The 24,747-nt window shown below is 64.1% G+C and carries 19 protein-coding genes; 8 read left to right on the plus strand and 11 right to left on the minus strand.

Features of this window, described 5'->3' with window-relative positions:
• Positions 1 to 31 precede the first annotated feature (31 nt).
• Positions 32 to 730, minus strand: coding sequence for a TetR/AcrR family transcriptional regulator (locus tag HG718_RS08765; protein WP_160587411.1), 699 nt, complete (start codon positions 728 to 730; stop codon positions 32 to 34).
• 90 nt (positions 731 to 820) lie between these two features.
• Between HG718_RS08765 and HG718_RS08770 the strand changes: the two genes are divergently transcribed.
• The 3 genes from HG718_RS08770 to HG718_RS08780 all read left to right on the plus strand — a co-directional run bounded on the left by HG718_RS08770 (position 821) and on the right by HG718_RS08780 (position 3,806).
• Complete coding sequence (locus tag HG718_RS08770) at positions 821 to 1,987, plus strand: aromatic ring-hydroxylating oxygenase subunit alpha (protein ID WP_160587410.1); 1,167 nt, start codon at positions 821 to 823, stop codon at positions 1,985 to 1,987.
• Between the two features lie 99 nt (positions 1,988 to 2,086).
• A complete protein-coding gene (locus tag HG718_RS08775; protein WP_160587409.1) occupies positions 2,087 to 2,608 on the plus strand; it encodes a molybdenum cofactor synthesis domain-containing protein in 522 nt (173 codons plus the stop codon).
• 16 nt (positions 2,609 to 2,624) lie between these two features.
• On the plus strand, positions 2,625 to 3,806 hold the full coding sequence (locus HG718_RS08780) for a molybdopterin molybdotransferase MoeA (RefSeq protein WP_160587408.1): 1,182 nt from the start codon (positions 2,625 to 2,627) through the stop codon (positions 3,804 to 3,806).
• 94 nt (positions 3,807 to 3,900) lie between these two features.
• On the opposite strand, the gene HG718_RS08785 is transcribed toward HG718_RS08780, so the two are convergent.
• From HG718_RS08785 to HG718_RS08795, 3 genes are all read right to left on the minus strand, one after another.
• Positions 3,901 to 5,136, minus strand: coding sequence for an acyl-CoA dehydrogenase family protein (locus HG718_RS08785; protein ID WP_027839131.1), 1,236 nt, complete (start codon positions 5,134 to 5,136; stop codon positions 3,901 to 3,903).
• A 43-nt stretch (positions 5,137 to 5,179) separates the two neighbouring features.
• Positions 5,180 to 6,307, minus strand: coding sequence for an acyl-CoA dehydrogenase family protein (locus HG718_RS08790; RefSeq protein ID WP_160587407.1), 1,128 nt, complete (start codon positions 6,305 to 6,307; stop codon positions 5,180 to 5,182).
• Positions 6,308 to 6,583: 276 nt separating this feature from the next.
• Positions 6,584 to 7,090, minus strand: a complete 507-nt coding sequence (locus HG718_RS08795; RefSeq protein ID WP_160587406.1) for a MarR family winged helix-turn-helix transcriptional regulator — start codon at positions 7,088 to 7,090, stop codon at positions 6,584 to 6,586.
• A gap of 141 nt (positions 7,091 to 7,231) precedes the next feature.
• On the opposite strand from HG718_RS08795, the gene HG718_RS08800 reads away from it, so the two are divergent.
• From HG718_RS08800 to HG718_RS08820, 5 genes are all read left to right on the plus strand, one after another.
• On the plus strand, positions 7,232 to 8,374 hold the full coding sequence (locus tag HG718_RS08800; protein WP_160587405.1) for an efflux RND transporter periplasmic adaptor subunit: 1,143 nt from the start codon (positions 7,232 to 7,234) through the stop codon (positions 8,372 to 8,374).
• A 47-nt stretch (positions 8,375 to 8,421) separates the two neighbouring features.
• The gene (locus HG718_RS08805; protein ID WP_160587404.1) at positions 8,422 to 11,535 is read left to right on the plus strand and encodes an efflux RND transporter permease subunit; all 3,114 of its coding nucleotides are present in this window, start codon (positions 8,422 to 8,424) and stop codon (positions 11,533 to 11,535) included.
• Between the two features lie 115 nt (positions 11,536 to 11,650).
• Positions 11,651 to 12,199, plus strand: coding sequence for a hypothetical protein (locus HG718_RS08810; RefSeq protein ID WP_027839126.1), 549 nt, complete (start codon positions 11,651 to 11,653; stop codon positions 12,197 to 12,199).
• Between the two features lie 100 nt (positions 12,200 to 12,299).
• Complete coding sequence (gene pepN / locus HG718_RS08815) at positions 12,300 to 14,972, plus strand: aminopeptidase N (protein ID WP_160587403.1); 2,673 nt, start codon at positions 12,300 to 12,302, stop codon at positions 14,970 to 14,972.
• A gap of 248 nt (positions 14,973 to 15,220) precedes the next feature.
• Positions 15,221 to 17,470 carry a PAS domain-containing sensor histidine kinase gene (locus HG718_RS08820; protein ID WP_160587402.1) on the plus strand — a complete coding sequence of 750 codons (2,250 nt, stop codon included), beginning with the start codon at positions 15,221 to 15,223 and terminating at the stop codon, positions 17,468 to 17,470.
• A 35-nt stretch (positions 17,471 to 17,505) separates the two neighbouring features.
• On the opposite strand, the gene HG718_RS08825 is transcribed toward HG718_RS08820, so the two are convergent.
• From HG718_RS08825 to HG718_RS08855, 7 genes are all read right to left on the minus strand, one after another.
• Positions 17,506 to 18,057 (minus strand): periplasmic heavy metal sensor, encoded by a 552-nt coding sequence (locus HG718_RS08825; protein ID WP_160587401.1) that lies wholly within the window; start codon positions 18,055 to 18,057, stop codon positions 17,506 to 17,508.
• The gene (locus tag HG718_RS08830; protein WP_160587400.1) at positions 18,054 to 18,575 is read right to left on the minus strand and encodes a hypothetical protein; all 522 of its coding nucleotides are present in this window, start codon (positions 18,573 to 18,575) and stop codon (positions 18,054 to 18,056) included. The genes HG718_RS08825 and HG718_RS08830 overlap by 4 nt, the downstream gene beginning before the upstream one ends.
• Entirely contained in the window at positions 18,572 to 19,180 is a 609-nt protein-coding gene (locus HG718_RS08835; RefSeq protein ID WP_244624789.1) for an RNA polymerase sigma factor, read from the minus strand. Before HG718_RS08835 ends, HG718_RS08830 begins: the two co-directional genes overlap by 4 nt.
• Positions 19,181 to 19,379: 199 nt before the next feature.
• A complete protein-coding gene (locus HG718_RS08840) occupies positions 19,380 to 19,973 on the minus strand; it encodes an EF-hand domain-containing protein (RefSeq protein WP_160587399.1) in 594 nt (197 codons plus the stop codon).
• Between the two features lie 335 nt (positions 19,974 to 20,308).
• Entirely contained in the window at positions 20,309 to 21,469 is a 1,161-nt protein-coding gene (locus HG718_RS08845; RefSeq protein WP_160587398.1) for a glycine cleavage T C-terminal barrel domain-containing protein, read from the minus strand.
• Positions 21,456 to 23,042 carry a phytoene desaturase family protein gene (locus HG718_RS08850; RefSeq protein ID WP_160587397.1) on the minus strand — a complete coding sequence of 529 codons (1,587 nt, stop codon included), beginning with the start codon at positions 23,040 to 23,042 and terminating at the stop codon, positions 21,456 to 21,458. Before HG718_RS08850 ends, HG718_RS08845 begins: the two co-directional genes overlap by 14 nt.
• Positions 23,039 to 24,640: a phytoene desaturase family protein gene (locus HG718_RS08855; RefSeq protein WP_160587396.1), complete on the minus strand. Its 1,602-nt coding sequence runs from the start codon at positions 24,638 to 24,640 to the stop codon at positions 23,039 to 23,041. Before HG718_RS08855 ends, HG718_RS08850 begins: the two co-directional genes overlap by 4 nt.
• Positions 24,641 to 24,747: the final 107 nt, after the last annotated feature.

Consider the following 24,747-nt stretch of genomic DNA (forward strand, 5'->3'; position numbering starts at 1 on the left):
TCGGGCCGGCGCGCGTATCAGCCTGCCCTTGCTAAATATTGCGCCGGCGGTCCACCAGTTGTTCAACGCGCGGGGCAAGGGCTGCGATTTCTGCCTCGAGCCGTGTGCGCGTATCCCCCTCGGCCAGGCCCAGAAGCAGGCATGCCCAGGCGTTGAGCGCCTGGGCCTCAAAGCCTTCATGATCAAGGGCACCGCGCGCCCACCGATGGCCGGCATTCGCATAGGCATCAAGAATGAAATGGCCGAGGACACGCGGCGGCATGATGGCTCGCAACTGCCCGTCTTCCATCGCCTTGGCCACCGCCCGCTCCTGTAGCTGGCGTGCCTTGTTTCCGAGATAGGCTGTCTGCTCGTCCGTCGTGCCGTAAGTCAGCGACATCAGGGGCCGCATCACGTCTTCGGATTTGCGGAAGCGGTCGATGGAAACGGTGATCACGGCGCGGGAAATCTCGATCCCATCATCGAGATGCAGTTGCTCCAGCGCCTGGGCCAGGTCATCGAGCTCCTGGGACATCAGGGCCATCAAAACGTCCAGCTTGCCGCCGCTGAACTGGTTGTAGAGCGTCCGGACCGCAAGCCCGGCCTCATCAGCGATCGAACGGATCTGCAGCCCTTCCACCCCCTCGCGCCGGAGGATTGACCGCGCGGCATCCAGCGCCCGCTGTATGCGCGCCTGCTTGGCGCGCTCCCGGCCGGTCGTGGGGGCAGACGAAGTGTCGACGATGCTCATGGGTTCTCTATAGCGGATATTTTATTTGCAACACGTTGCAATTTGAGTCACGCTTCTTTCAGCGACACTGGCTGATGGGAGGTGACGGCCATGGAAAAAGCCGAACAGATCAAGGTTCTGAAGCAGCTGATGGCCCATATCGATGCGGGCACCAACGTGGATGCCGGCGGCATCCGGCATACGCCTGCGGAGACCTATACGAGCCCGGCGCGAGCCCTGCAGGAGTGGGACAGATTCTTTCGCGGCCATCCCCAGATCATCGGCATGAGCGGCGACCTGCCGGAGCCCGGCAGCTTCACAACGCATGACGATTTCGACCTGCCGATCCTTGCCACCCGCGACCAGAGCGGCCGGTTCCGCGCCTTCGCAAATGTGTGCCGCCACCGGGGTGCCATCGTGGAGACCGAAACAAGGGGCAAGAAGAAACTGTTCTCCTGCCCCTTCCATGCCTGGACATATGCGCCCGACGGCCGACTGGTCGCAGTGCCGAAGGAGGATCACTTCGGGCAGATCGACAAGGACTGTCACGGACTGACCGAGTTGCCTGCCACGGAACACTGCGGACTCCTGTGGGTTCATCCGCAGGCGGATGGTGTGCTCGATATGGACACCCTCATGGCCGGCCTGACGCCGGAGTTCGACTCCTGGGACTTCTCCCGCATGGTCTATCTGGGTGAGGACACCTATGAGACGCCGATGAACTGGAAACTCGCCATCGATACTTTCGGCGAGACCTACCATTTCTCGGCGCTGCACAAGAACTCGCTGTTCCCGTTCTTCCACGGCAATGTGCAAGCCTATGACACCTATGGGCGCAACCACCGCATGTCATTGTGTACGCGCGGTATCGACGAACTGCGCGGAACAGACGAGGCCGATTGGCACATCACCGACGGTGCGTTTCCGGTCTATTACATGTTCCCGAATGTGCAGGTGAATGTGGGGGCGACCACGGTCATCTTGGTGCGCGTCTATCCGCATGGGGATGATCCACACCGTTCCTATTCACGCATCACCTTTTATGGCCGGCCTGAAGCGCTGGACCAGGATGATGAACGTCTGGTGGAACTCCCCCGTCAGTTTGCCGAAATCATTCGTGACGAAGACTACGTGGCAGCGGCTTCATCGCACAGGGGACTCAGGTCAGGGCTTCTTGACCACATGGTGTTCGGCCGCAATGAGCCTGCCCTGCACCACTATCACAACACCTATCGCGAAGCGCTTGGCCTCGCGCCACTTCCCCTGATGGAAGCGTGACGCACGGTCTTGTGCGCAAAGGTCCCCTCGCGCTTGCCGGCCGCATCCCCTATGTTTGCGGCATATGTAACCGGTTAGCAGCGAGTGGACCAAAGCGCCGTGAGTGACAATCCTGCCCCCAAAACCGTCGGCTTCGCCGTTCTCACCATTTCCGATACACGCGACGAGAGTACGGATACGTCCGGTGCCTATCTCATTGATGCCATCCGCGAAGCCGATCACGCGGTGATCGATCGCGCCATCGTCCGCGACGAGAAGGAAGCAATCGCCCTCAAGCTCGAACAGTGGATTGCTGACCCGGCCATCCACGCGGTGATCTCCACCGGCGGCACCGGCCTCACGGGCCGCGACATCACGCCGGAAGTGTTCAAGACCTTCTACGACAAGGAGATCGAGGGCTTCTCCGTTGTCTTCCACATGGTCAGCTTTGAAAGCGTCGGTGTTTCCACCCTGCAGTCACGCGCGACGGCGGGCATTGCAGGGGAGACATTCCTGTTCGCCCTGCCCGGCTCCAGCGGTGCTGTCCGCGACGGATGGGAGAAGGTGCTGCGGGCGGAGTTCGACCCCGAGCACAAACCCTGCAATCTCATTGAGATGATCCCGCGCCTTGGGGAGAAGTGAGATTTCAGTCCCGCGCATGATCACCGTGGAAGAAGCACGCGACCTCATCGCTGCCTCCCTTTCGCCGCTGGACGCTGAGACGGTCGCAGCCGCGCGCGCTTTTGGCCGCACCCTGTCCGCTGCCATCACCGCCACGCGTGACCAGCCACCGAGCGACGTTTCCGCCATGGACGGGTACGCGGTGCGGTCACAGGATCTTGACGGCACGCCTTTGGAGGTCCGCGGCGAGTCCCGTGCCGGCACCGGCCATGATGCCCCTCTCGCACCGCGGCAGGCCGTGCGCGTGTCCACGGGCGCACGCATGCCCGCTGGCGCCGATCAGGTGGTGATCCAGGAAAATGTCACCATCGACGGCACGTCGCTCCATACGGCGGACGCTGCCAACCCCTGGCGGCATGTGCGCAAGGCCGGGTCCGACTACAGAGCCGGCGAGCAGCTGCTGGAGCCGGGCACCATCCTCAACCCGGCCAAGGTGTCGCTGGCCGCAGCAGCCGGCATCGGCGATATCCCGGTAATGCGGCGCCCGCGCGTTGCCATCCTCTCTACCGGCGACGAGCTTGTGATGCCGGGCGAAACGCCGGGGCCGGACCAGATTTTCAATTCAGGCACGCCCGGCTTGTCGGCGCTCGTCTTCTCCGTAGGCGGACAGCCCCTGTCGCTGGGCATTGCCGAAGATGACCCGGAGGATGTGCGCGAGGCCCTGGCCAGCGCCGACGGCGCGGATCTGCTCGTCACCATCGGCGGTGCGTCTGTCGGCGATCACGATCATCTGCGCCGCGTGTTTACCGAGGAAGGCGGTACGCTGATTTTCGAGAAGGTGCGGGTGAAACCGGGGAAGCCTGCCTGGTTCGGCAAGCTGGGTGAGTTGCCGGTGCTGGGCCTGCCCGGCAATCCGGTATCCGCGATGGTAACCGCGCGGCTGTTCCTCGTGCCGGCCATGCGGACCTTGCTTGGCCAGCCTTCGGCGCTCGCGCTCGGCTTCGAGCAGGCCGTGCTTGGTGCGCCGCTTGAGGCAAATGGTGACCGCGAAACCTATGTGCGTGGCGTGCGCGACCATCAGACCGGGCCGGTGCGCGCCCTCTCCAAACAGGACTCCGCGCATCTCGCCGCGCTGGCCAATGCCACTGTCCTCATCCGACGCCTGCCGGACGCGCCGGCGCTGGACGCGGGGCAGACTGTCGAAGTGCTGCCATTGTAGGTCTCCGCCGCAAAACCTATCGAGGATCTCGCGCACAAAAACGGCCCGCGGATAGTTCCGCGGGCCGCTTTCGTATTGCTTGGGCCTGCGGGCCTTACTTGCCCTTGGGCAGATCGTTGAAGGCCACGTCCTTGTCCACACGCACGTCCTGCGGCATGCCGAGCACGCGTTCGGCAACGATGTTGCGAAGGATTTCGTCCGTACCGCCGGCGATGCGGTAGCCCGCAGCACCCAGCCATTGGGCCTGGAAACCGCCATTCAGCGGAGCGATTTCACGGTCGGTGATGATGCCGCCCATGTCTTCAAGGTCCATGGCGAAAGCAGCGAGATCCTGCATCTTCGGTGCGGACACGATCTTGCCGATGGAGGCTTCCGGCCCCGGTGCCGTGCCCTTGGAGAGCGCGGTAATGGTGCGGAAGCGGTTCATCTTGAGGCCCTGGCTTTCCACATACCAATCGGCAATGCGCTCGCGCACGACCGGGTTGGCAATGGCGGGGCCTTCTTCCATCTCGGTGCTGCGGGCAAGATCGAGGAGCTCGCCGTAATCACCGGCACCGGCGCCGCCACCGACTGCCAGGCGTTCATTCATCAGCGTGGTGATGGCGGACTTCCAGCCTTCACCCACCTCGCCGAGGCGCTGGCTGTCCTTCACGCGCACATCGGTAAAGAACACTTCATTGAAGTTGGCGTCACCGGAGATCTGCTTGATGGGGCGGACGTCTACGCCCGGCGCCTTCATGTCGATCCAGAACATGGTCAGACCCTTGTGCTTGGGCACGTTCGGGTCGGTCCGGGTGATGATGATGCCGAAATCGGAGAAGTGGGCGCCGGAGGTCCACACCTTCTGGCCGTTGATGACCCATTCGTCACCATCCTTCTCGGCCTTGGTTCGGATGCCCGCCACGTCGGAACCAGCCGCCGGCTCGGAGAAGAGCTGGCACCAGATTTCCTCGCCGCGCAGGGCCGGGCCCACGAAACGCTTGCAGGTGTCGGCGTCGGCATAGGTCATCACGGTCGGAACACACATGCCGAGACCGATCTCGAAGACGCCGCCGGGCACGGCGAACTTGGCTTCTTCCTGCGAATAGATGACCGACTGAATCGGCGTGCCGCCACGGCCGCCCCATTCCTTCGGCCAGGTGATCTGGGCAAAACCGGCTTCGGCCTTCTTCGCCTGCCATTCCTTGGCGCGGGCAACGTGCTCGTCCACGGAGAGATTGCCGCCGGAGCGCTTTTCGCTCACATCAGCCTTCAGCTTGGCGTTGGCGGAGAGCCAGTCATAGCACTCCTTACGGAAGGCGGCTTCTTCTGGGGTATCGTTGAAATCCATCTTGGGGACTCCTGTTTCCTCGAATTTGCGTTGGTTCCGTCAGCTACGCGGCGTTGCGCTGCTCAAGCTGCCGCACGATGCGTTCCTTCCACTGGCCGATGGCGCCGAGCGTCAGGCCGAGCAGTTTGGAGCGGCGGTAGTAGAACTGGGTGTTGGCTTCCCAGGTGTAGCCGATGCCGCCATGGGTCTGGATGTTCTCCTGAGCCGCAAAGCGGAAGGCCTCGGTGGCCGCCACACGTGCACCGGCGGCTGCCAGCGGCAGTTCCGGTGAATTGGTGGAGAGCGCCCAGGCGCCGTAGTAGCAATGACCACGGGCCAGCTCGAGCTTCACATACATATCGGCCAGCTTGTGCTTGATGGCCTGGTAGGAGCCAATCTGGCGGCCGAAGGCGTAGCGCTCCAGCGAATAGTCGCGGGCCATTTCCATGGCTGCCTGGGTGCCGCCCAGCTGCTCGAAGGCGACGAGCACGGCAGCGCGGTTGAGGATGTCCTGGGTCACCGCCCAGCCTTCACCTTCTGCCCCCAGCAGTTCAGCATCGGCACCATCAAACGTGATGGAGGCGTGGCTGCGCGTCGGATCCAGCGTTGTCACCGTCTCGCGCGACACGCCGCCTGCAGTGAGGTCGACCAGCGCCAGGGACACATCACCTTCTGCAGTGCCAGAGCCTGTCTTGACGACGACCACGGCGAAGTCCGCCACATCGCCATCGGCGACGGGCAGCTTGGTGCCGGAAAGCTTGCTGCCGGACAGGGTGGTCTTGATGGTGCGCGGCGTCGGGGCCTGCACGCCCTCTGCAAAGGCAAAGCAGCCGATGGCTTCGCCGGTCACAACCTTGGGCAGCCACTTCTGCTTCTGCTCCTCGGTGCCGGCGCGCTGCAGGGCTTCGGCAGCGAGATAGACCGAGGAAGACATGGGCACCGGCGCGCAGGCGCGGCCCAGCTCTTCGGCGATCACGCACAGTTCGAGATAGCCAAGGCCCAGCCCGCCATACTCTTCGGCGATGGTGGTGCCCAAGAAGCCCATCTCGGCGAGGCCCTGCCACAGCGCCTTGTCATAGGGCGCATCGCTTTCGAGGATCTTGCGCACATCCTCGGGCTTGCACTTGTCGGCCAGAAATTTCGCTGCCTGATCCTTCAGGAGCTTCTGGTCATCGGAGAAGTCAAAATTCATCTTCCGTTTCCTCAACCCTGCCTGGTCCGCCCGGCGGTGCGGGCTGGATTACAGCCACGCGCGTGTCGCCTTGATGCGGGAATGAACCTTTTCCGACCTTCGGCGCGGTCGCGGGACCGTGCCTTTGCAGGCCATTAGCCCCTGTTTTCTGAGGCAAAAACTAGCGCTCGGCAAGGCCGCGGAAAGGCCATGCCGGTGGCTTGTCGGCTAATTTTCTCTTTGACGTAGGGTCTGCCTGTTGAAAGAGGTTGCGTGTTTTTGCAGCCCCGTGGCGGATTATTTCTCCGGTTCACCGGCTTCGTGCGACATCAGGTTGGTCTTGATGCGCAGCAGCAGGTCCGTCGTCTGCTCGAGTTCATCCTCGGAGAGGCCCGCCAGGGCGAGGTCGAAAATCTGCTCGCCCACCGCCTGCATGTGAGGCGCCACCTGGCTGATCTTGTCGGTCAGGAACACGCGCTTCACCCGCCGGTCGCCCTCGTCGATGCAGCGGGTGACGAAACCGGCTTCTTCCAGCCGATCAACCAGCTTGCCGAGGGGCGCCCGCTCCATGTCCAGCCTGTCGGCGATTGCCGTCTGGGTCTGGCCGTCATCCCGCCGCAGCACGGCGAGAACGCGGCCCTGGGCGCGGGTCAGGCCGATTTCGCGCATGCGCCGGTCGAAGATGCGGCCGATCAGGCGCTGCACATCATAGACCGCCCAGCCGAACTCCCCCTGCAGGGTCAGCTCTTCATCCGTCGTGACCTGCCGGGCATGGCTGGCCGGGACATGGGTGGGTGGGCTCATCAAAAGGCCTTTCACTTGGCGTATTGTATCCACGGATATAATATGCGTGAATACAAAAAACGGGCACCTCAAAGAAGTGCCACCAAGGGAGTGAAATTGGCAATGGCTGTTGCTGGCCGGTCTGCGTTCTCAGGCCGTCGAATGAGGGGGATTGGTGCGTCCGCCATGATGCTGGGGGCACTTCTGGGCGGCTGTGGTGACGCCGATGACGCAGCGTCTGCGCAGGCTGCGGCGCCCGAGCCCGTGGTCATGGCGAGCGCGGTTGTCAGCGAAGTAAAAATTGAACAACCGATTGTCGGCACCGGCACGATTGCGCCGCTTCAGAGCACTGATCTTGGTCCGCGGGTTGATGGAATCGTTGAAAAGATTTTTGTCCGCGTTGGCCAGCGCGTGTCCGCAGGTGATGAGCTGTTCCGGACTCGCGACACGGAGCTGAAGCTGCGCGTCCAGGAACTCGAAAACGAAGTGCGCCTCGCCAAGGCAACGGCTACTGAAGCCTCCCGTGAATTCAACCGCATCTCGAAGCTGCACAAGCGTGGCAACGCGTCTGCCGGTGCACTCGACAAATCCCGCGCAGGCCACGAGACCGCCCAGGCCCGCCTTGGCATTGCCCAGGCCAAGCTCGGCCAGGCCGCGCAGGCGCTCGAAGACGCTGTTGTGACCGCGCCCTATGACGGCGTGATCACCGCACGCAATGTGCATGAAGGCAAGTTCATGGCCACCCGTGGTGGTGGCTTTGGCGGCGATGGCGGCGGCGGCGTTGTGCAGATCATGGAGATCCACATTGTCGCTGCCATCGTCGATGTCCCGGAGGTCCACCTGTCCAAGTTCCAGGTGGGCACGCGGGCCAAGGTCATTGTCGATGGCCTCAATGATGAGTTCGAAAGCGAGATCCATCGCATCAACGACTACATCGATCCCGTGAAACGCACCATTGAGGTGCGCATTGGCCTGGCCAATGACGACTACCGCATCAAGCCGGGCTCCTTCGCCCGGGCGCTGATCTACCCCCCTGCAGCCACCGTCCTCTCCCTGCCCCGCGGCACAGTGCTTGGTTATGAAGACCAGCAATATGTGTTCGTGGAACTGGACGGTGTTGCCACCCGCAGGTCCGTGCGCACGGCCCAGCTTGATGCGGAACACCTGGTCATCCTCGACGGCCTCACCAAGGGTGAGAGGGTACTCTCCGGCCCTGGCCTTCGCCTGCTTGTCGAGGGTGACCCGGTGGTCATCAGGGAGATGCCGGACACAGACACCACCGACAAGGACGGCCCGCACGCCTGACGGCGCGATGCGGCCAGCTCGCAGGCCAGCCATCAAGGAACTGAAGCATGTGGATTTCGGATGTCTCCATCAGGCGGCCCGTCTTTGCGGTGATGCTCGTCGGCGCCTTTGTGGTGCTGGGCTGGATCTCGCTGGGCCGCATCGGCGTCGATCTGTTTCCGCGGGTCGAGTTTCCCTATGTGTCGATCACGACGCTCCTCGAAGGGGCCGCGCCGGAGACGATCGAAACTGAAGTCACCGATGCCATCGAGGAACAGGTCAACACCATCTCGGGCATTGAAAGCCTCAACTCGATCAGCTCCGAAGGTCACAGCGCGGTGAACATCGAATTCGGGCTCGACGAGAATGTGGATGTGAAAGCGCAGGATGTGCGCGACAAGGTCGCGCTCGCCATCAGCGACATTCCGCGAGATGCAGAGCAGCCCATCGTCCAGAAGGTCGACCCGGACGCCCAGCCCATCATGTCGGTGATGATCTCCGGCGACATGCCCGTCCGGGAGATCACCCGCTATGCGGACCGTGTTGTGAAAGAACGCCTGCAACGCGTGCCGGGGGTCGGGTCCATTCGGCTTGTCGGCGGGCGCGACCGGGAGGTGCGCATCTGGCTCGATGCCGTGCGCTTACGCGCCTATGGCGTGACGGCCCAGGATGTGATCGACGCGGTGCGGCGTGAGCACGCGGAAATTCCCGGCGGCCGGCTCGACACTGCCGGGCTGCGCTCCGAGTTTTCCGTGAAGACCAAGGGCGAAGTGAAGGACGTTGCCGAGTTCGGGCAGATCGTCGTGGCCTATCGCGAAACGGGCCCCACGCGCGTGCAGGATGTGGCGCGGGTTGAAGACGGTATGGAAGACCTGCGCTCCTATGCGGAGCTTGACGGCCAGCCCGGCGTCAGCCTGGAAATCCGCCGGCAGTCAGGCCGCAACACGGTCGAGGTTGCCCAGCAGATCCGCGCCGAGCTTGCGGAGATCCGTCAGACTGCGCCGGAAGGCATGAAGCTCATCGCTGCCCGCGATACGTCGATGTTCATCGAGGAATCGGTCAACGACGTGTTTGGCGACATTACCCTCGGCGTCATTCTGGTGGTGCTGATCACCCTTGCCTTTCTGCTGTCGGTGCGCGCCACGGCCATCGTCGCCATCGCCATGCCCACCGCACTCGTTGCGACTTTCTTCGCCTTCTACGTCATGGGGTTCACCCTCAACCTGATGACGCTTATGGCGCTGTCGGTGGCCGTTGGCCTGCTGGTGGATGATGCCATCGTGATCCTCGAGAGCATCCACCGCCAGCTTGAAGAGGGGCACCCGCCGATGAAAGCGGCCTCCCTCGGCGTCGGCAAGGTCGGCCTTGCGGTGCTGTCCGGCACCCTGTCGATCGCCGCCGTCTTTGTGCCTATCGCCTTCATGGACGGCATCGTCGGACGCTTCTTCTTCCAGTACGGCCTTGCCATCGTTTTCTCGGTCATCGTCTCACTCACCTGTTCGCTGACCCTCACGCCGATGCTGTGCGCCCGCTTCCTGGAACGGTCAGACGGGTCCAAGCTTGGCCGCGTGGGCCGCTTCTTCGATGATGCCTATACGCAGCTCGAGATTGCCTATGGCCGCCTGCTCGACGTGGCGCTGGAGCGCCGCTGGATCGTGGTGCTGCTGGCCGCCGGTGCCATGGTGCTGGGTGTCTTCGTCGCGGGTTTCATCCCCTCAGCATTCGACACACGGGCGGACCGGTCCGAGTTTCTTGGTCAGATCGAACTTGCTTATGGGGCGGGCGTGGAACAGACGCGCGAGGTGGCAAGCCGGGCTGCCGCCGCCATGGCCAAGGTCGACCACGTAAAGTCCGTGTTCTTCACCGTCGGCGGCGACAGCCGCGAGCGGGTCAACCAGGCGTCCTTCTATATCGCGCTGACACCCAAGGCAGACCGCGACGTGGGCTTCATCCCCGTCATGGATGCCACGCGCATGGCCATGCAGCGGGCGGCCCCCGAAGCCACCCACATCTCCCTGTCGGACGTGCCGTGGATTTCAGGCGGCGGCTTCACCAATTTCGAGCTTGAGTATGCGATCTCCGGCCCGGATCTTCGGGTGCTCCGTGAGCGGACGGACATGATCGCGGTCCGGATGCGGGAAGCAGGGATTTTCCGTGACGTGAAAACCTCGTTCGAGGAAGGCAAGCCGGAGGTACAGGTCATCATTGACCGGATGCGCGCGGCCGACCTCTCCGTTCCCGTTCGCTCGCTGGCCGACACGGTGCGTGCGCTGGTCGGCGGTGTGGATGTCGCCACCTTTGAAGAATACGGCCAGCGCTATGACGTCCGCGTTCGGCTGGAGGAAAACCAGCGTCACGAGCTGCACCAGCTTGAGCTCATCCAGGTGCGCGCATCTGACCAGGAGCTGATCGACCTTGCCAATCTCGCGGCGTTCAATGTGGCAGCCGGCCCGGCACAGATCGACAGAGCCAACCGGTCGCGCAAGATTTCCATCTTTGCCAATACCGGCCCGGGCGTTGCCATGGGCGATGCCACGGCCGAGTTCGAGCGGATTATTGCCGAGGCAGGCATTCCGCAAGGCTATGCGGTCTCCGCCGAGGGCCGCGCGAAACGCATGAAGGAAACCGGCCAGGCTATCGGCTTTGCGTTCATGCTGGCTCTTGTCGCGCTCTACATGATCCTGGCGAGCCAGTTCAACAGCTTCACCCAACCGATGATCATCATGCTGACGGCGCCGCTCTCCTTCGTCGGAGCCTTCATTGCCATGTTCTTCGCCGGTGAGACCATGACCATGTTCACCCAGATCGGCCTGCTGGCCCTTATGGGGCTTGTCATGAAGAACGGTATCCTGCTGGTGGACTATGCGAACCAGGCCCACGAGAGCGGCCGGACGGCACGCGAGGCCATCCGCGAGGCGGGGCCGGTGAGGTTGCGCCCGGTGCTGATGACGGCGCTGTCGACGATCTGCGGCATGATCCCGGTAGCGATGTCCGTCAGTCAGGGTGCGGAGTTTCGCAACGGCATGGGCTTTCTTGTGATCGGCGGCCTTGCTTCCTCAACCGCTCTCACACTTGTGGTTGTGCCGGTTGCCTACACGCTGATGGCGGATGCCCGCAGCGGGGTTTCCAGGGCGGTTTCCTTTGTCAGAAACAACGTGCCTGTCCTGAAACCGAAGCAGTAATGCCGTTTCCTGGCCACTGATGGTACAGGGCCAGGCCCCGCTTAAACCGGCCTTAACCGCAACAGGTGCAAACTCTTCGCAGGTATATCCATGCGAGTAACCGCGGAGCAGTTTCATGGCCAAGGCACAGTTCCATAAGAACCAGCGGGTTTTCGTCAAACCCGTGGGCACGTGGGCGCAGGTGGAGCGCGTGCTGCCGCAATGGGCGAAGGATGTCGAGGAGCCGATCCGCATCTCCTACGATGTGGGCCTCGGCCGTGAATTCGGCGCCGACGAACTGGCCAGTGAAGCAAGCTCCACGCGCGTGGCAGGCTATGACGGCGAGAACTGGCGCATCATGCGCGGGCGCAACAAGTGGCAGCAGCCGGAAGAATGCGGGCATCACCCCCATCCCGGCACCTACCCCATCGTCGTCACCGGCGAGAATGACTGGGGCGGCTGGCGCGTGCCGGGCGCGGAATATGATCTGTATCCGGAGCGTATCGAGTTCCAGGCGCGCCTCATTTCGGGTGCCGTACGTCTCTACCGGCTGACGCGCGAGCTGGTTCATTATGCCGAGGATCAGCCGGAGAATTTTTCCAACGAGCTGATGAGCCTCGTGCAGGACGCCAAGCAGACGGTCCGCGCCATCGAGCAGACGCCCGAGGAAGACAGCGGCGCATAGCCCCTCCCTCTGCACGGGGCTTTTTTCCTGCTCCTGTGCCCTTATATTACGCGTCCCAGTTGTCCTGAACCTGTAGTCCGCAGGAGCCGTTTTGAGCGCCATGTCCGAGGGCACTTCGCCCGCAACGCCGCCCGCCCCGCAGCCGATCCGGCTTGAGGATTACACCCCGCCGGCCTGGCTGGTGGAAAGTGTGCATCTGGACGTGGCCCTCGCCCCCTCCCGCACCCGCGTGCGGGCCACGATGCGGGTCTTGCCCAATCCCGATGCCGCCGCGGGCACACCGCTTACGCTGGATGGCGAGCGGATGACCCTCCTGTTGGTCAGCGTGGACGGCGCCAAACTTGATGCTGGCGCCTATGATTTGACAGACAGCAGCCTAGTGCTGCCGCACCTCACAGAGGGCACGCATGAAATCGTCATCGAGACGGAATGCGACCCGCAGGCCAACACCTCGCTCACCGGCCTCTACCAGTCCAATGGTGTCTACTGCACCCAATGCGAGGCGGAAGGGTTTCGCCGCATAACCTATTTCCCCGATCGCCCGGACGTTCTGGCGGTCTATACCGTTCGCCTGGAAGGCGACGCGGCAGCCTGCCCGGTGCTGCTGGCCAATGGCAATTGCGTGGAGAGCGGCACGCTTGAGGGCGGCCGTCATTTTGCCGTCTGGCATGACCCGCATCCCAAGCCGTCCTATCTCTTTGCCATGGTGGCGGGCGACCTTGCTCATGTGTCCGACAGCTTCACCACCCGGTCCGGCCGCGAGGTGGCGCTGGGTATCTATGTGGAGCACGGCAAGGAAGACCGCACCGCCTACGCCATGGACGCGCTCAAGCGATCCATGAAGTGGGATGAGGACGCGTTCGGCCGCGAGTATGACCTCGATGTCTTCAATATCGTTGCCGTGTCGGATTTCAACATGGGGGCGATGGAGAACAAGGGTCTCAACGTCTTCAACGACAAGTACATTCTGGTTCGCCCCGACACCGCGACCGATGTGGATTTCGCCAATGTGGAAGCCATCATCGCGCATGAGTATTTCCACAATTGGAGCGGCAATCGCGTAACCTGCCGCGACTGGTTCCAGCTGTGCCTGAAGGAGGGCCTGACGGTCTTCCGTGACCAGGAATTCACGTCCGACATGCGCTCGCGCCCGGTGAAGCGCATTGCCGATGTGAAAACGCTGCGCGCGCACCAGTTCCCGGAAGATGCGGGCCCGCTGGCCCATCCGGTGCGCCCGACAAGCTATATCGAGATCAACAACTTCTATACGGCCACTGTTTACGAGAAGGGTGCGGAAGTCGTCCGCATGCTGAAGGCCATTGTCGGTGAGGATGCCTTCTGTGCCGGGATGGACATCTATTTCAGCCGCAATGACGGCCGGGCCGCGACGGTGGAAGACTTCCTCGATGCCATGGCGGAAGCCTCGGGCCGGGACCTGTCACAGTTCAAGCGCTGGTATGATCAGGCCGGCACGCCGGATCTCGTGGTGTCCGGCCGCTATTCGCCGCTGGACGAGACCTATGAGCTGACGGTTGCGCAATCCACCGCGCCTACGCCGGGGCAGTCGCAGAAAGCACCGCTGCACATCCCGCTGACCATGGGGCTCATCGGCACGGATGGTGAAGACCTTGGCCTCTATCTGGCCGGCGAAACCTCCGAGGATGGCGCCACCGAGCGCACCCTGGAGCTTACACAGCACGAGCAGGTATTCACCTTCGAGAAAGTGCCCTCTCCGCCCGTGCTGTCACTGCTGCGCGGTTTTTCCGCGCCGGTGAAACTCACCACCAATGGCGGGGAAAAGGACTGGCTGTTCCGCATGGCGCATGACAGCGACCCTTGCGCCCGTTGGGAAGCCGGCCAGACCTATGCGCGCGAACTACTTGTCGCCGTCACCCGCGCCATCGCCGCCGGCGAGAAACCGCGGCGCGGCACGCGCTACGCGGACGCGCTGCGCAACGTGCTGACGGATGACAGTCTTGAGCCTGCCTTTGCTGCCATGATGCTGGATCTGCCCGGCGAAGCGGAGCTTGCGCAGCATATCGGCCAGGATGTGGACGCGGACGCGGTTCATGCGGCGCGCAGTCACCTGCACAAGGCCGTGGCGGATCAGCTCGGTGACCTGCTGCTCGACCGCTATGCGCAGCTTCAGTCCAACGCGGCCTATAGCCCGGATGCCGACCAGGCCGGCCGGCGGGCACTCAAGAATGCCTGTCTGCGGGTCTATGCGGGCCTTGGCAATGAAAACGCCGCCCGCCTTGCCGCTACTCAATTTGCGTCGGCCAACAACATGACCGATACCGAGGCTGCGCTTGCCACGCTGACCCATATGGCACGGGACGAGCGTCAGGCGGCCTTTGACAGTTTCTATGAGCGCGCCAGCGGCGACCCGCTGCTGCTCGACAAATGGTTCTCCCTCCAAGCCATGTCGTCGCGCGAAGACACGCTTGCGCGGGCGATGGAGCTGGCAAAGCACAAGGACTTCTCACTCACGCGCCCCAACACGGTGCGGGCGCTGGTGGGCGTCTTCGCAGGGGCCAACCCGGTGCGCTTCCATGCGGCTGATGGATCGGGATACCGCTTCCTCACGGCCTTCGTTCGTGAGCTCGACCCGATCAACCCGCAGGTGGCCGCCCGTCTTCTTGGGACGCTCAAGACGTGGCGGGTCTATGACGCACCGCGCCGCGACGCTGCCCGCCAGGCCGTTAGTGATTTGCTTTCGGCGGGAAAACTGTCTGAAGACACCTATGAGATCGCCACGCGCATGATTGCGTGATGGCTGATCGCGAGTCGCGACGCGCAAAATCCGGGACCGGATTTTCGCGGTTCGCGAATCGTGAGTCCCTAGGGCAACAGTTTTCAGCTCCTTAATGAAAAGTTAACGCGACCCCCTGCCCCCTTGTGGACAGCCGGACTCCATATGCGAATCATCATGAGCGATTCGCATGAGGGACCAGGCCAATTCCGGCCTGAACAGGGGCTGGCATGGCATGCAGCTCCCTGGGGCGAAGGGAGCTGACTGCGATGAGCGACGCGCGCTACACCGGACCATTCTCAGCCACCGGCCCCCTGGTCGGCGGGCCGGCCGCCACTCCGGACAGAGACCACACATCACTGGCCCAACGCCTGCGCGCAACGCTGTCCACCCTCTTTGCCTCTCCCCACAAGACCGGGCGGATAGCGCGCCCCGCAGCAAGCGACGAGACGCGCGCACGCATCTGGGCGCTGGTCTTCTGTGCCCTCGTTCTCATTGCGTTTAACGGCATTGCCGCCTGGCAGCTGCGGACAGACTACCGCGCCGGCCTGACCCAGGCTCAGAGCCACGTGGCCGCTATGGCACGTGCCCTCGCCGGAGACACAGCTCTTGCCACCATCGGGCGTGAGGCGTTCGCCGCCCGTGTGGCCGCGCTTGATCTCAGGCCCGGCATGCGCGTGACGCTGGAGCGGGCGGGCACGGTGCCGCCGGTGACAGATAACGGTGCCATTGAGGCACGCTCTGTCATCGCCGGCAGCACGCGGCAGGTTGCTGTCTCCCTGCCTGTGCGGTCGGCACTTGCAGACTGGTACACAACACTGCCCTTCCATCTCGTGCTGATGGCAGGGGCGTCCTTTTTCATCTGCGTGCTGGGCGGCGGGCTTGTCCGCCAGATCGAACGCAAGACGGCTGCCGACATCGCGCTAAAGGACAGCGAGCAGCGTTTCGAACTGGCCTTTGCCGGGGCCCGTTGCGGCATCTGGGATTGGGATCTGGGTGCCGGGCGGCTCTACTGGTCCGCGCCCATGTTTGCGCTGCTGGGAGAGCGGCCGAGGGCGGCGCGCCTTAGCTCCGAGCAGGTAATGGCCTATGTGCACCCGGATGACCGGCACATCCTCCAGGAAGTGGAAGACAGCGTCCGCCGGGGCACGCTGGGCTATGACACGACCTTCCGGCTGCGCCATTCCAGCGGTGACTGGATCTGGGTCCGGGCCAAGGGGCAGATCTGGCGCGGCCTGACGGCCAGCACGCAGCGCCTTGTGGGCATCGCCATCGACATTACCGAGCAGAAGCAGGCCGAAGCGCGCGAGCGCATGGCCAATCTGCGCCTGCGGGACGCGGTCGAAAGCAGTTCCGAGGCCTTTGCCCTCTGGGACAATCAGGGCCACCTGATCATGGCCAATGACAAGTTCCGGGCCTTCCACCGCATCAAGCCTGAAACCCTGCCTGCCAATCCGACAGCGCGTGACCTCGACCTGCGTACGGCGGAAGGTGAGCTGCTGCTGCCCGGAAGGATCGGCGCGGATGGCTCCGACAAGCGCGAAGTGAAGCTGCCGGGCGGCCGTTGGCTCCACCTCAGCGAACGGCGCATGCGCGATGGCAGTATCGTTTCGATCGGCACGGACATTACGGCACTCAAGCACCAGGAGTCCGAGTTGATGCGGCGGGGCGAAGTCCTCGCGGACACGGTGACTGACCTTGAAAGCTCCCGCCAGAAACTTCAGACGCAAGCCACGCAACTCGTGCAGCTGGCTGAAAAGTATGCAGCCGCCAAGACCCGCGCCGAGGGGGCCAGCCGCGCCAAATCAGAGTTCCTGGCCAATATGAGCCATGAGCTGCGGACGCCGCTCAACGCCATTATCGGGTTCTCGGAAATCATGCAGAACCAGCTCTTCGGTCCGCTGGGGGCTGCGAAGTACAAGGATTATGCCTCGGACATCAATGCCAGCGGCCAGCATCTCCTGGCGGTGATCAACGACATTCTGGACATGTCGAAGATCGAAGCCGGCAAGATGTCACTGGACCTGTCGGAGTTCGATATCAATGACGCGGTGACCGAGACCCTGCGCATGGTTTCCGGCCGGGCCGAGAACAGCCAGGTGGCGCTTGTCGCGAAGCCCGCGGATGTGCCCGCGATTGTGGCCGACAAGCGGGGCGTGAAGCAGGTCCTGCTCAACCTCCTGTCAAACGGCGTCAAGTTCACGCCGAGTGGCGGCGAGGTTGTGGTTGATGTTGCGCATGACGCGGATGACGAGCGGATCAGCATTCGTGTGACTGACACCGGCATCGGCATCGATGCTGCGGACCTTGCCAAGCTTGGCCGCCCCTTCGAACAGGTGGATACGAACTACCTCAAGGCCCATGAGGGCACAGGGCTCGGCCTTGCGCTGTCGCGCTCCATCGTCGAACTGCATGGCGGCACGCTGGAGATTTCCAGCACCCCGGGCGAAGGCACCAGCGTGACGGTGTTGCTGCCCCTGACAGCACGCCAGCCGGCTGCCAAGTCCGCGACAGCATAGGCTGCTTTGATCGCCGCCGGTGCTGACCGGTCTTCCTATCGCGGCCCGGCGTTGGGCCCTTCACTCCGTGGCCCGCCTGGATGCCCCTCCCCGTCCGGCCTGTTCCGCGGACTTCCGGGGCCGCGCAGATTGCGGAATGCTTCGCTGAAACGCTGCCGCTGGTCGGGCGTCAGCTCTGCCAGGATCCGAGTCAGGGGAACCTGCAGGGATGTGGTGAGGTCCGTATGGGCCGCGCGCACATTGTTGAAGGCCTGCTCAAGCGCCTGCGGGTCGTAGGGATCCGCCTCCATCGCTACCACGACATCACGGTGACGCTGGCGCATGGTGCGGAATTTCTCACGCAGGTCGGGCACTTCCGCGCGCAGCTCCCGCAGCACGCGGCGGCCCTCCTCCTTGCCGAGGATACGGATGAACATGTGCGGATTGGGCAGCATGTCCACCGCCACACCCCGGTCGCGAACCGGATGATCGCGCAGCATCGGGCCGCCGATCAGCAGACCGGCAAAAAAGAGATTGGCGGCCAGCGACACGAACAGGGCGATGTTCACCCAGCGGCGGGGCTTGCTGACCGGTGCCTGATCCGTCATTGCGCCCACTCCTCATAGGTCGAGCCGGTGTCATAGAAGATGGACAGCGATGCATCGTCGGTGGCGAGGCTCGCGGTCTCGTACTCCGTGCCGGTGATGCCGGTGACCGGAACGGCGCCCGTCGTGCCGACCCAGATGCCGACGGCCAGCGACGCGGCCAGGCCGAGCGCCGGCTGCCATGCCGAACCCTGCGGCCAAAGCTGCTGCCAGAGTTGCTGACTGGCCTGCCTTAGCCAGTCGAGATAGCCCCGCCTGTCCCCATGCTGTGGCGCAGGTGCCGATATCGCTTCGCCATGACATGCCGCGCTTTCCAGAATGCGGCGGGCTAGGTCGGCGGACGGCTGCGGCGTTTCCGCCTGCATCAGCAGCCCGTCCAGCGCGGCGGCCTCATCGCGCCGGGCGGCGAGTGCCGGGTCGGCGTTGATCATCGCCATCGCCGCGTCGCGCTCAGCGTCAGGCCAACGCGCGGGGTCCGCACCATAGGCGTCCAGCAGTGCCATCACTCTGTCGGGTGTCATGCCTCTTCTCCCAACAACTCGTCCTTGTGGCCCATCAGGGCCGCTTTAAGGCCGCGGCGCCCGCGCGCCAGCAGCGATTCAAGAGCGTCCACGCTCACTTCCATCGTCTCGGCTGCCTCGCCATTGCTCATCTCATCGAAATGGACAAGCTGCAAGGCGAGACGCTGGCGCTCCGGCAACCCGTTCATCGCCTGCTCCACCAGGCTGCTCTGGTCCCGGGCGGCCAGCCTGGCCACCGCATCAGGCGCGTCGTCCGCCATCTCCGGGGCTGCCTCCAGCGGGTCGGACTTGCCGTAGCTCTTGCGGCGCATCCGGTCGTAACAGAGATTGATCGCAATACGCACGACCCACGTTCGCAAGCGCGCGCCTTTGGGTGTCCAGGTGCCGACGCTGTTCCAGATACGCAGGAACGTTTCTTGCGCCACTTCTTCCGCATCCGCCTCATTACGCAACATGCGCTTTGCCGTGGCGAAAACCTGGGGCAGGAACTCTTCCACCGCTTCGCGCATGGCCGCCTGCTCGCCGGATGCGATCCGGGCGGCGAAAGCAGCGTCAGCCGCGGCAGTGTCGCCAGGCGACGATGTCTTACTGCGTGCCGGTATCACTCTGGCACGGTCCCCCGATTTGTGACCGGTCCCGTCCGGGCTTCCGGTCCTGGGCGGATGAACGATCCGCAAGGCTAAGCCGGACCGCGCGCCGGTCCAACCCGCTTCTCCCGCCATATTGCGTAGCCCGGCGGGGCCAATAGCGGGCGAACCGGCGCGGGCAGGCGCACTCATGTCACCTGCCCGCGCCACCGTCGTGTTACTCGGACTTGCCGTGACGGTCCGCACGCATGGCCTCACGGGCCGCCTGCATCTCGTCGCGGGTCACTTCACCGTTGCCGTCGGCATCGGCTTTGCCGAACATCATGGCGACACGGCCTTCCACGAATTCCGCCTCGCTGATGGTGCCGTCCTTGTCGGTGTCCATCATGGCAAAGCGTTCAGCCTTCCGGGCTTCGCGCTTTTCGCTGCGCTCCGCGGCGGCCTGCTTCATCTCCTCGAGGGTCACAGCACCGCTCTTGTCGAGGTCGAGCCGCTCGAAGCGGGCTTCGATGCGGGCCTCACGGTCGGCCTCACTCGGGGCGTCCTTGCCGTGATACTTGCCGCCCTTCTTGCCGCCCATCTTGCCATGGCCACGGCCGATCTCGTCGGCGGTGAGACCACCCGACTTGTCCTTGTCGAGCTTGGCAAAGTGCTTGGCGCCGGCCGCCTTGGCCTCTTCCATCGTCACCACGCCATTGCTGTCAACGTCCAGCCGGTCGAAGCCCTTGCCGCCGGGGCCGGCCAGGGCAATGCCCGCGGCGCCTGCGCCGAGAGCCAGAACCACGGTCGAAATCGTCAGTGTCTTCTTCATCACTCGTTTCCTTTTGACTGAGCGTGTGTTGCCCCACATGCCCTGAACACTTTCCGGCGCGGCGCTGTGCCATGCGGCCCACCCCGCTTATGGGGAGGCGGGAGGCGGACGCCGGGGCGCCGCGCCGGGCGGCAGGGCCGCAGACAAAGCATTTGAGGGATGCCGACCGACCGGGGCTCCCAGGGGGTGGAGCGGAATTCCGGTGGCTGCCTGCGACACCAGCCTGTGGTGTTCATCAGGTCAAACGCAGCTGTGTGGTGACTTCCGTCGCTGTCGCGTCAGGAAAAATGGCCGGATGGAAGCTGCGCGATTTTTCGCGGTATTCTGATGAAAACCTACTGCGCCTCGGGCGGGGTGCGCCGTGCATTGGCGCAGACATAGAAGGGGCGGGGCACAATTGTGGCGGCGATGCGGCGGCCATCCGCGCCCCGCATATTGAGGGCACGGGCAGACCCCAATACCTCCGATGACACATCGGCCAGCGCGATCACCCGCTTGCAGGCAGGAGACCAGGCCATGCTGGTGACCCGGCCTGCCGGTGCATCGCCGTCAAACACCGCAGCACCATCAGGAATGTCCGTGCCCGTGACTTCGAGGCCGACAAGGGCATGTCCGGCGCCATGCCGTTTCTGACGTTCGAGCGCTTTTCTGCCGGTGAAAGCATCCGCGTCCAGACGAACGAGCCGCCCGAAGCCAAGCTCCAGCGGTGTCCGCCGGTCTGCCCGGTCTGCTGTCAGGGCCGGTACGTAGTCGATGCCGGCGCGCGGGAAACCCGCCTCGAGCTGGGCCAGGGCCTGCACGCTGGTCCCGATGGGGACGGGTGCGAAGTACGCCGCTTCGCGCCGGAAGCGATCAAGGAGCGGCAGTGCGTTCTCCACGGGGAGACGCAGCTCATAGCCCAGCCCGCCAAGCGGTGAGCGACGGGTAACGACGCAATGCGTGCTGCCAAGCTTCATGTCGCGCACGCCGCCCGGACGCAGGGCTTGCAGCCCGCCGAAACCTGCTGACAGCAGGGCGGCACAGGCGCTGGGGCCTTCAACCGCCAGGGTCGCAATGCGCTCGGACATATCGTCGATGGTGCAGTCGAAGCCGTGGCGCGATATCTCCAGCCAGTCAGATACGCGGGCGGGCAGGACCAGCCATGACCTGTGATCATCCACCTGCATGACGGTGCCGTCAGCGATCAGATGCCCGTCATCGTCGCAAAGCACGACCCGGCGGCTTGAGCCGACTTTCACATGTCCGCCGATGCCGCCGGCGAGGCGATCAAGATAGGCGCGGGCTTGAGGACCGGTTACTTCGTATGTCGCCAATGCGGTTCGGTCAGCAAAGATGCACCGGTTGCGCAGGGCGGCATGCTCGGTCTCCGGCGTGTCGAAACCAGTAGCCAGTGTCCAACCAAGCTGCTGCGTCCATTCATTGGTACGGGACAGCTCCGCCATGCGGTGATGGAAAGGTGTCGGCCGGACGGCAATGTCGGCATCAACTACGCTCATGACCGCTCCCCCCTGCCCCTGCCAGCACGTCACGAACGGCGCGCATGGCAGCGCGCCCATTGAGCCCACCACCGGGATGGCTGCCGGCACCCGCCAGGATGAGCCCCTTGATGGGACGATCATGCCCGCCCAGTTCTGCGACAGGGCGGAAGCCCATGAGCTGGTCCGCTGCAAGATCGAGGTGATGCCATGATGACAGCCCGACGCCTGCCGGGTCCATGTCTTCAGGCGTCAGGATCGAAATCTCCTCAATCAGATCCGGCAGGTCGGGCGCATAGGCGCTCAGCTGTTTCACAACGCGGGCTGCCAGCAGGTCGCGGGCCTTGCTCCAGCCCTGCCTCGGGTGCTGGGGCAGGAAGGGAACGAGCGCTGTCAGAAGCTCCCGGCCATCGGCCAGCCCATTGCGGTCAAGGACGGAGGGCACGGTGATTTCCGCGACCGGATGGTCCGGCAGGTCATCATATTTGGCGGCGTTCGATGCGCGCTCCACCTCGGGCACTGAGGGTGCCAGCATCAGGCGACGCGCCCACATTTCATCCGTCAGCCGCGCGATGGTCGGACGCCGTCCAAGCGTAAGCGTGATCCGGCCCAGGGCACCGCCGGGGCGCTGGTGCCGCAGGTTGTTGACCAGACCTGCATCGAGGTGGCGCGCGCCGACAAGGTCAAGATAGGTTGATCGCGGATCAATCGCTGAGACGACGCAGCGGGCGCGTATCTCTTCGCCGTGCTCCAGCACGACACCCAAGACCGTCTGATCTTCGATAAGAAGCTGCGTCACCGGCGCGGAGCACCGGATGTCCGCACCGGCTGCCATGGCGGCATCACGCAGGGCGGCGATGAGACCTTTTGCACCCCCCGCCACCTGGACAGTGCCGGCACTGCCTGCCTGCTCCAGAGCGCGTTCCCACTGCCAGTGCAGCATGCTGCCCGGGGCGCGCGGCCCGTGCCGTGAGCTACGCGTTGCCTCAAGTGCCAGTGCTCCCTTGAGGATGTCCGTCTCAAGGCGATCATCCAGAAAATCCGCTACATTGGATGGTAGCAGCTGCAGCACCTCCTGAAGTGCTGCGCGCCCTTGCCGGCGCAGACGGAACAGCTGCAGGGCCCAGGCGACGCGCTGGCGGCGATCGAGGTCATGAAGATGGGGCGCGTCGCCAACGACCCATGGCATGAGCGCGCCACGCAGCCTGTCGAGGCTTGCCGTTATACTGTCCCACGCCTCTGCGTCACGGCTCGACCAGTGGAAGATGGCCTCACGCGTTGCCCGGCGGGCGGCCCTTCCCTTGCCGCCGAGCGGGATGTGGCGGCCATCGGGGTCAAGCGCCACGCGGCCGACATGGCTGCCCAGCAGGGACAGGCCATGCTTCTTAAGCTTCAGGCGCCTGATGAGGCTCGTGGGCAGGCCGCAGGCGAGCTGGGCTGCGGTTGGTGCCATGCCGCCTGTCTGTGTTGCCGCCTCCAGCAGCACGACACTCCGTCCGGTGCGGGCAAGCAGTGCTGCTGCCACGAGCCCATTGATGCCACCGCCGATGACGGCAACGTCCACCGGATTTGTGTCATTGATGACGCCGGTCATGCGCGCCTCCGCGGCCGTACACCCGCGTCACGCAGCACTTGGGCGGCTGCAACGGCGCCCGGCGCACCCATCACGCCGCCGCCGGGATGCATGCTCGACCCACACAGATAGTAGCCCCGGACAGGCGTCCGGTAGCGCGACAGCTCCGGGAGCGGACGGTTGAAGAGAAGCTGGTCCAGCGTCAGCTCACCGTGGAAAATATTGCCTTGGGTCATGCCGATCTCGGCTTCAAGATCAGCCGGCGTACGCGTTTCCACATGGCGCACCAGCTTCCGGAATCCGGGTGCATGGCGCTCGATCTTGTCGAGGACGACTTCCTGAAGCTGCGCGCGTTTGGCGTCAGTCCAACTGCCGTCGATCAGGCCGTCGGGCACGTACTGGACGAAGACGGAAGCCACATGCTTGCCTGGAGGGGCCAGCGTGGGATCGAGCCGCGACGGCAACACCATCTCGATATAGGGATCGCGCGGCATGACCCGCTCTTTCCAGTCGTCATAGGCGCGTTCCATGTCGGCGATGGTGCCGCACAGCCGGATGTCGCCTTCAAGGGCTGTGCAATCGCTTTCGATCCCGGCAAATTCCGGCAGGCCATTGAGCGCGATATTGAGCTTGGCGGAAGAGCCGCGTGTCTTGAACCGTGCAACGCGTTCGGTGAAGCCCTGGGGCAGCACCTTCCAGTCGAGCAGCGACAGGATGGACTGCTTCAACTCCAGGCCGGACAGGACGATGCCTGCACTGATCTCGCTGCCATCAGCCAGCACAACGCCGGTTGTCTTGCCGCTGGAGGCCTTGACCTCGTCGACCGGGCTTTCGAGACGGATGTCGCCCCCTTCCTCAATGACACAGGCGGCCAGGGCGCGGGACACGCTTCCCATGCCGCCCCGCACATAGCCCCAGGCACCACGGGCGCCGTCGATACCGCCGGCCCGGTGGTGCAGCATGATGTAGGCGCTGCCGGGGGACATTGGCCCAAGTCCGGTCCCGATCACCGCCGATGCCGCGAGATGTGCTTTCACAACGTCGGATTCGAAATAGCGATCCAGCAGGTCCTTCGCCGACAGGGTCCAGAACCGCACGGTATCCGCCAAGGCAGCAGATGACGTGCCGGCGAACCGACGGAGGTGGGACGTCCCTTCACCCAGCCGCGTGAGGCTGAGACTTGCGGGGTCCGGCGGCGGCTGCATCATCAGGGGGCGGATCAAATCCGCCTGTTCCTTCATATCGCGCGCAAAGCGCGGATAGGCGTCGGCGTCACGCGGCGAATAGCGGGCAATCTCCCGGTGCATGATGTGCGCGTGCGACGAGGATGCGAGATGGCGGCCATCCGGCAGGAAGGTCAGTGACCCGCCGAAAGGAATGGTCACGAGGCCGTGGCGCGCGAGGTCGAGGTCGCGGATGATCTCCGGGCGAAGCAGGCTCAGGGCATAGGAGCAGCTCGAATAGATGAAGCCCGGCTCGATCTCGCGGCTGCTGGCGGCGCCGCCGAGATAGGGGTTCTTTTCAAGAACAACAACGCGCAGACCGGCGCGCGCGAGGTAGGCCGCCGCTGTCAGACCGTTGTGCCCGGCCCCTATGATGATGGCGTCGAAACGCTCCATGCGACATTAACCAGATCCGGCCAGGCCGTGCGGCATGGCGGCATTACCCGAGTTTTCCAGTGTCAGGGATAGACCTGCGGCCGTACCACCGCAAGAAAGCGCGCGGT

The organism is Pyruvatibacter mobilis (assembly GCF_012848855.1).
GTDB classification, from domain to species: domain Bacteria; phylum Pseudomonadota; class Alphaproteobacteria; order CGMCC-115125; family CGMCC-115125; genus Pyruvatibacter; species Pyruvatibacter mobilis.

Bases quoted from the DNA above. Each gene is read 5' to 3' on its own strand.
- HG718_RS08825 (WP_160587401.1), bottom strand. From the start codon at position 18,057: ATGACGGATCAGGCACCGGTCAGCAAGCCCCGCCGCTGGGTGAACATC.
- HG718_RS08790 (WP_160587407.1), bottom strand. From the start codon at position 6,307: ATGAATTTTGACTTCTCCGATGACCAGAAGCTCCTGAAGGATCAGGCA.
- HG718_RS08840 (WP_160587399.1), bottom strand. From the start codon at position 19,973: ATGAAGAAGACACTGACGATTTCGACCGTGGTTCTGGCTCTCGGCGCA.
- HG718_RS08770 (WP_160587410.1), top strand. From the start codon at position 821: ATGGAAAAAGCCGAACAGATCAAGGTTCTGAAGCAGCTGATGGCCCAT.
- HG718_RS08765 (WP_160587411.1), bottom strand. From the start codon at position 730: ATGAGCATCGTCGACACTTCGTCTGCCCCCACGACCGGCCGGGAGCGC.
- HG718_RS08785 (WP_027839131.1), bottom strand. From the start codon at position 5,136: ATGGATTTCAACGATACCCCAGAAGAAGCCGCCTTCCGTAAGGAGTGC.
- HG718_RS08795 (WP_160587406.1), bottom strand. From the start codon at position 7,090: ATGAGCCCACCCACCCATGTCCCGGCCAGCCATGCCCGGCAGGTCACG.
- HG718_RS08810 (WP_027839126.1), top strand. From the start codon at position 11,651: ATGGCCAAGGCACAGTTCCATAAGAACCAGCGGGTTTTCGTCAAACCC.
- HG718_RS08780 (WP_160587408.1), top strand. From the start codon at position 2,625: ATGATCACCGTGGAAGAAGCACGCGACCTCATCGCTGCCTCCCTTTCG.
- HG718_RS08845 (WP_160587398.1), bottom strand. From the start codon at position 21,469: ATGAGCGTAGTTGATGCCGACATTGCCGTCCGGCCGACACCTTTCCAT.
- HG718_RS08850 (WP_160587397.1), bottom strand. From the start codon at position 23,042: ATGACCGGCGTCATCAATGACACAAATCCGGTGGACGTTGCCGTCATC.
- HG718_RS08830 (WP_160587400.1), bottom strand. From the start codon at position 18,575: ATGACACCCGACAGAGTGATGGCACTGCTGGACGCCTATGGTGCGGAC.
- HG718_RS08805 (WP_160587404.1), top strand. From the start codon at position 8,422: ATGTGGATTTCGGATGTCTCCATCAGGCGGCCCGTCTTTGCGGTGATG.
- HG718_RS08855 (WP_160587396.1), bottom strand. From the start codon at position 24,640: ATGGAGCGTTTCGACGCCATCATCATAGGGGCCGGGCACAACGGTCTG.
- HG718_RS08800 (WP_160587405.1), top strand. From the start codon at position 7,232: ATGAGGGGGATTGGTGCGTCCGCCATGATGCTGGGGGCACTTCTGGGC.
- pepN (WP_160587403.1), top strand. From the start codon at position 12,300: ATGTCCGAGGGCACTTCGCCCGCAACGCCGCCCGCCCCGCAGCCGATC.
- HG718_RS08820 (WP_160587402.1), top strand. From the start codon at position 15,221: ATGAGCGACGCGCGCTACACCGGACCATTCTCAGCCACCGGCCCCCTG.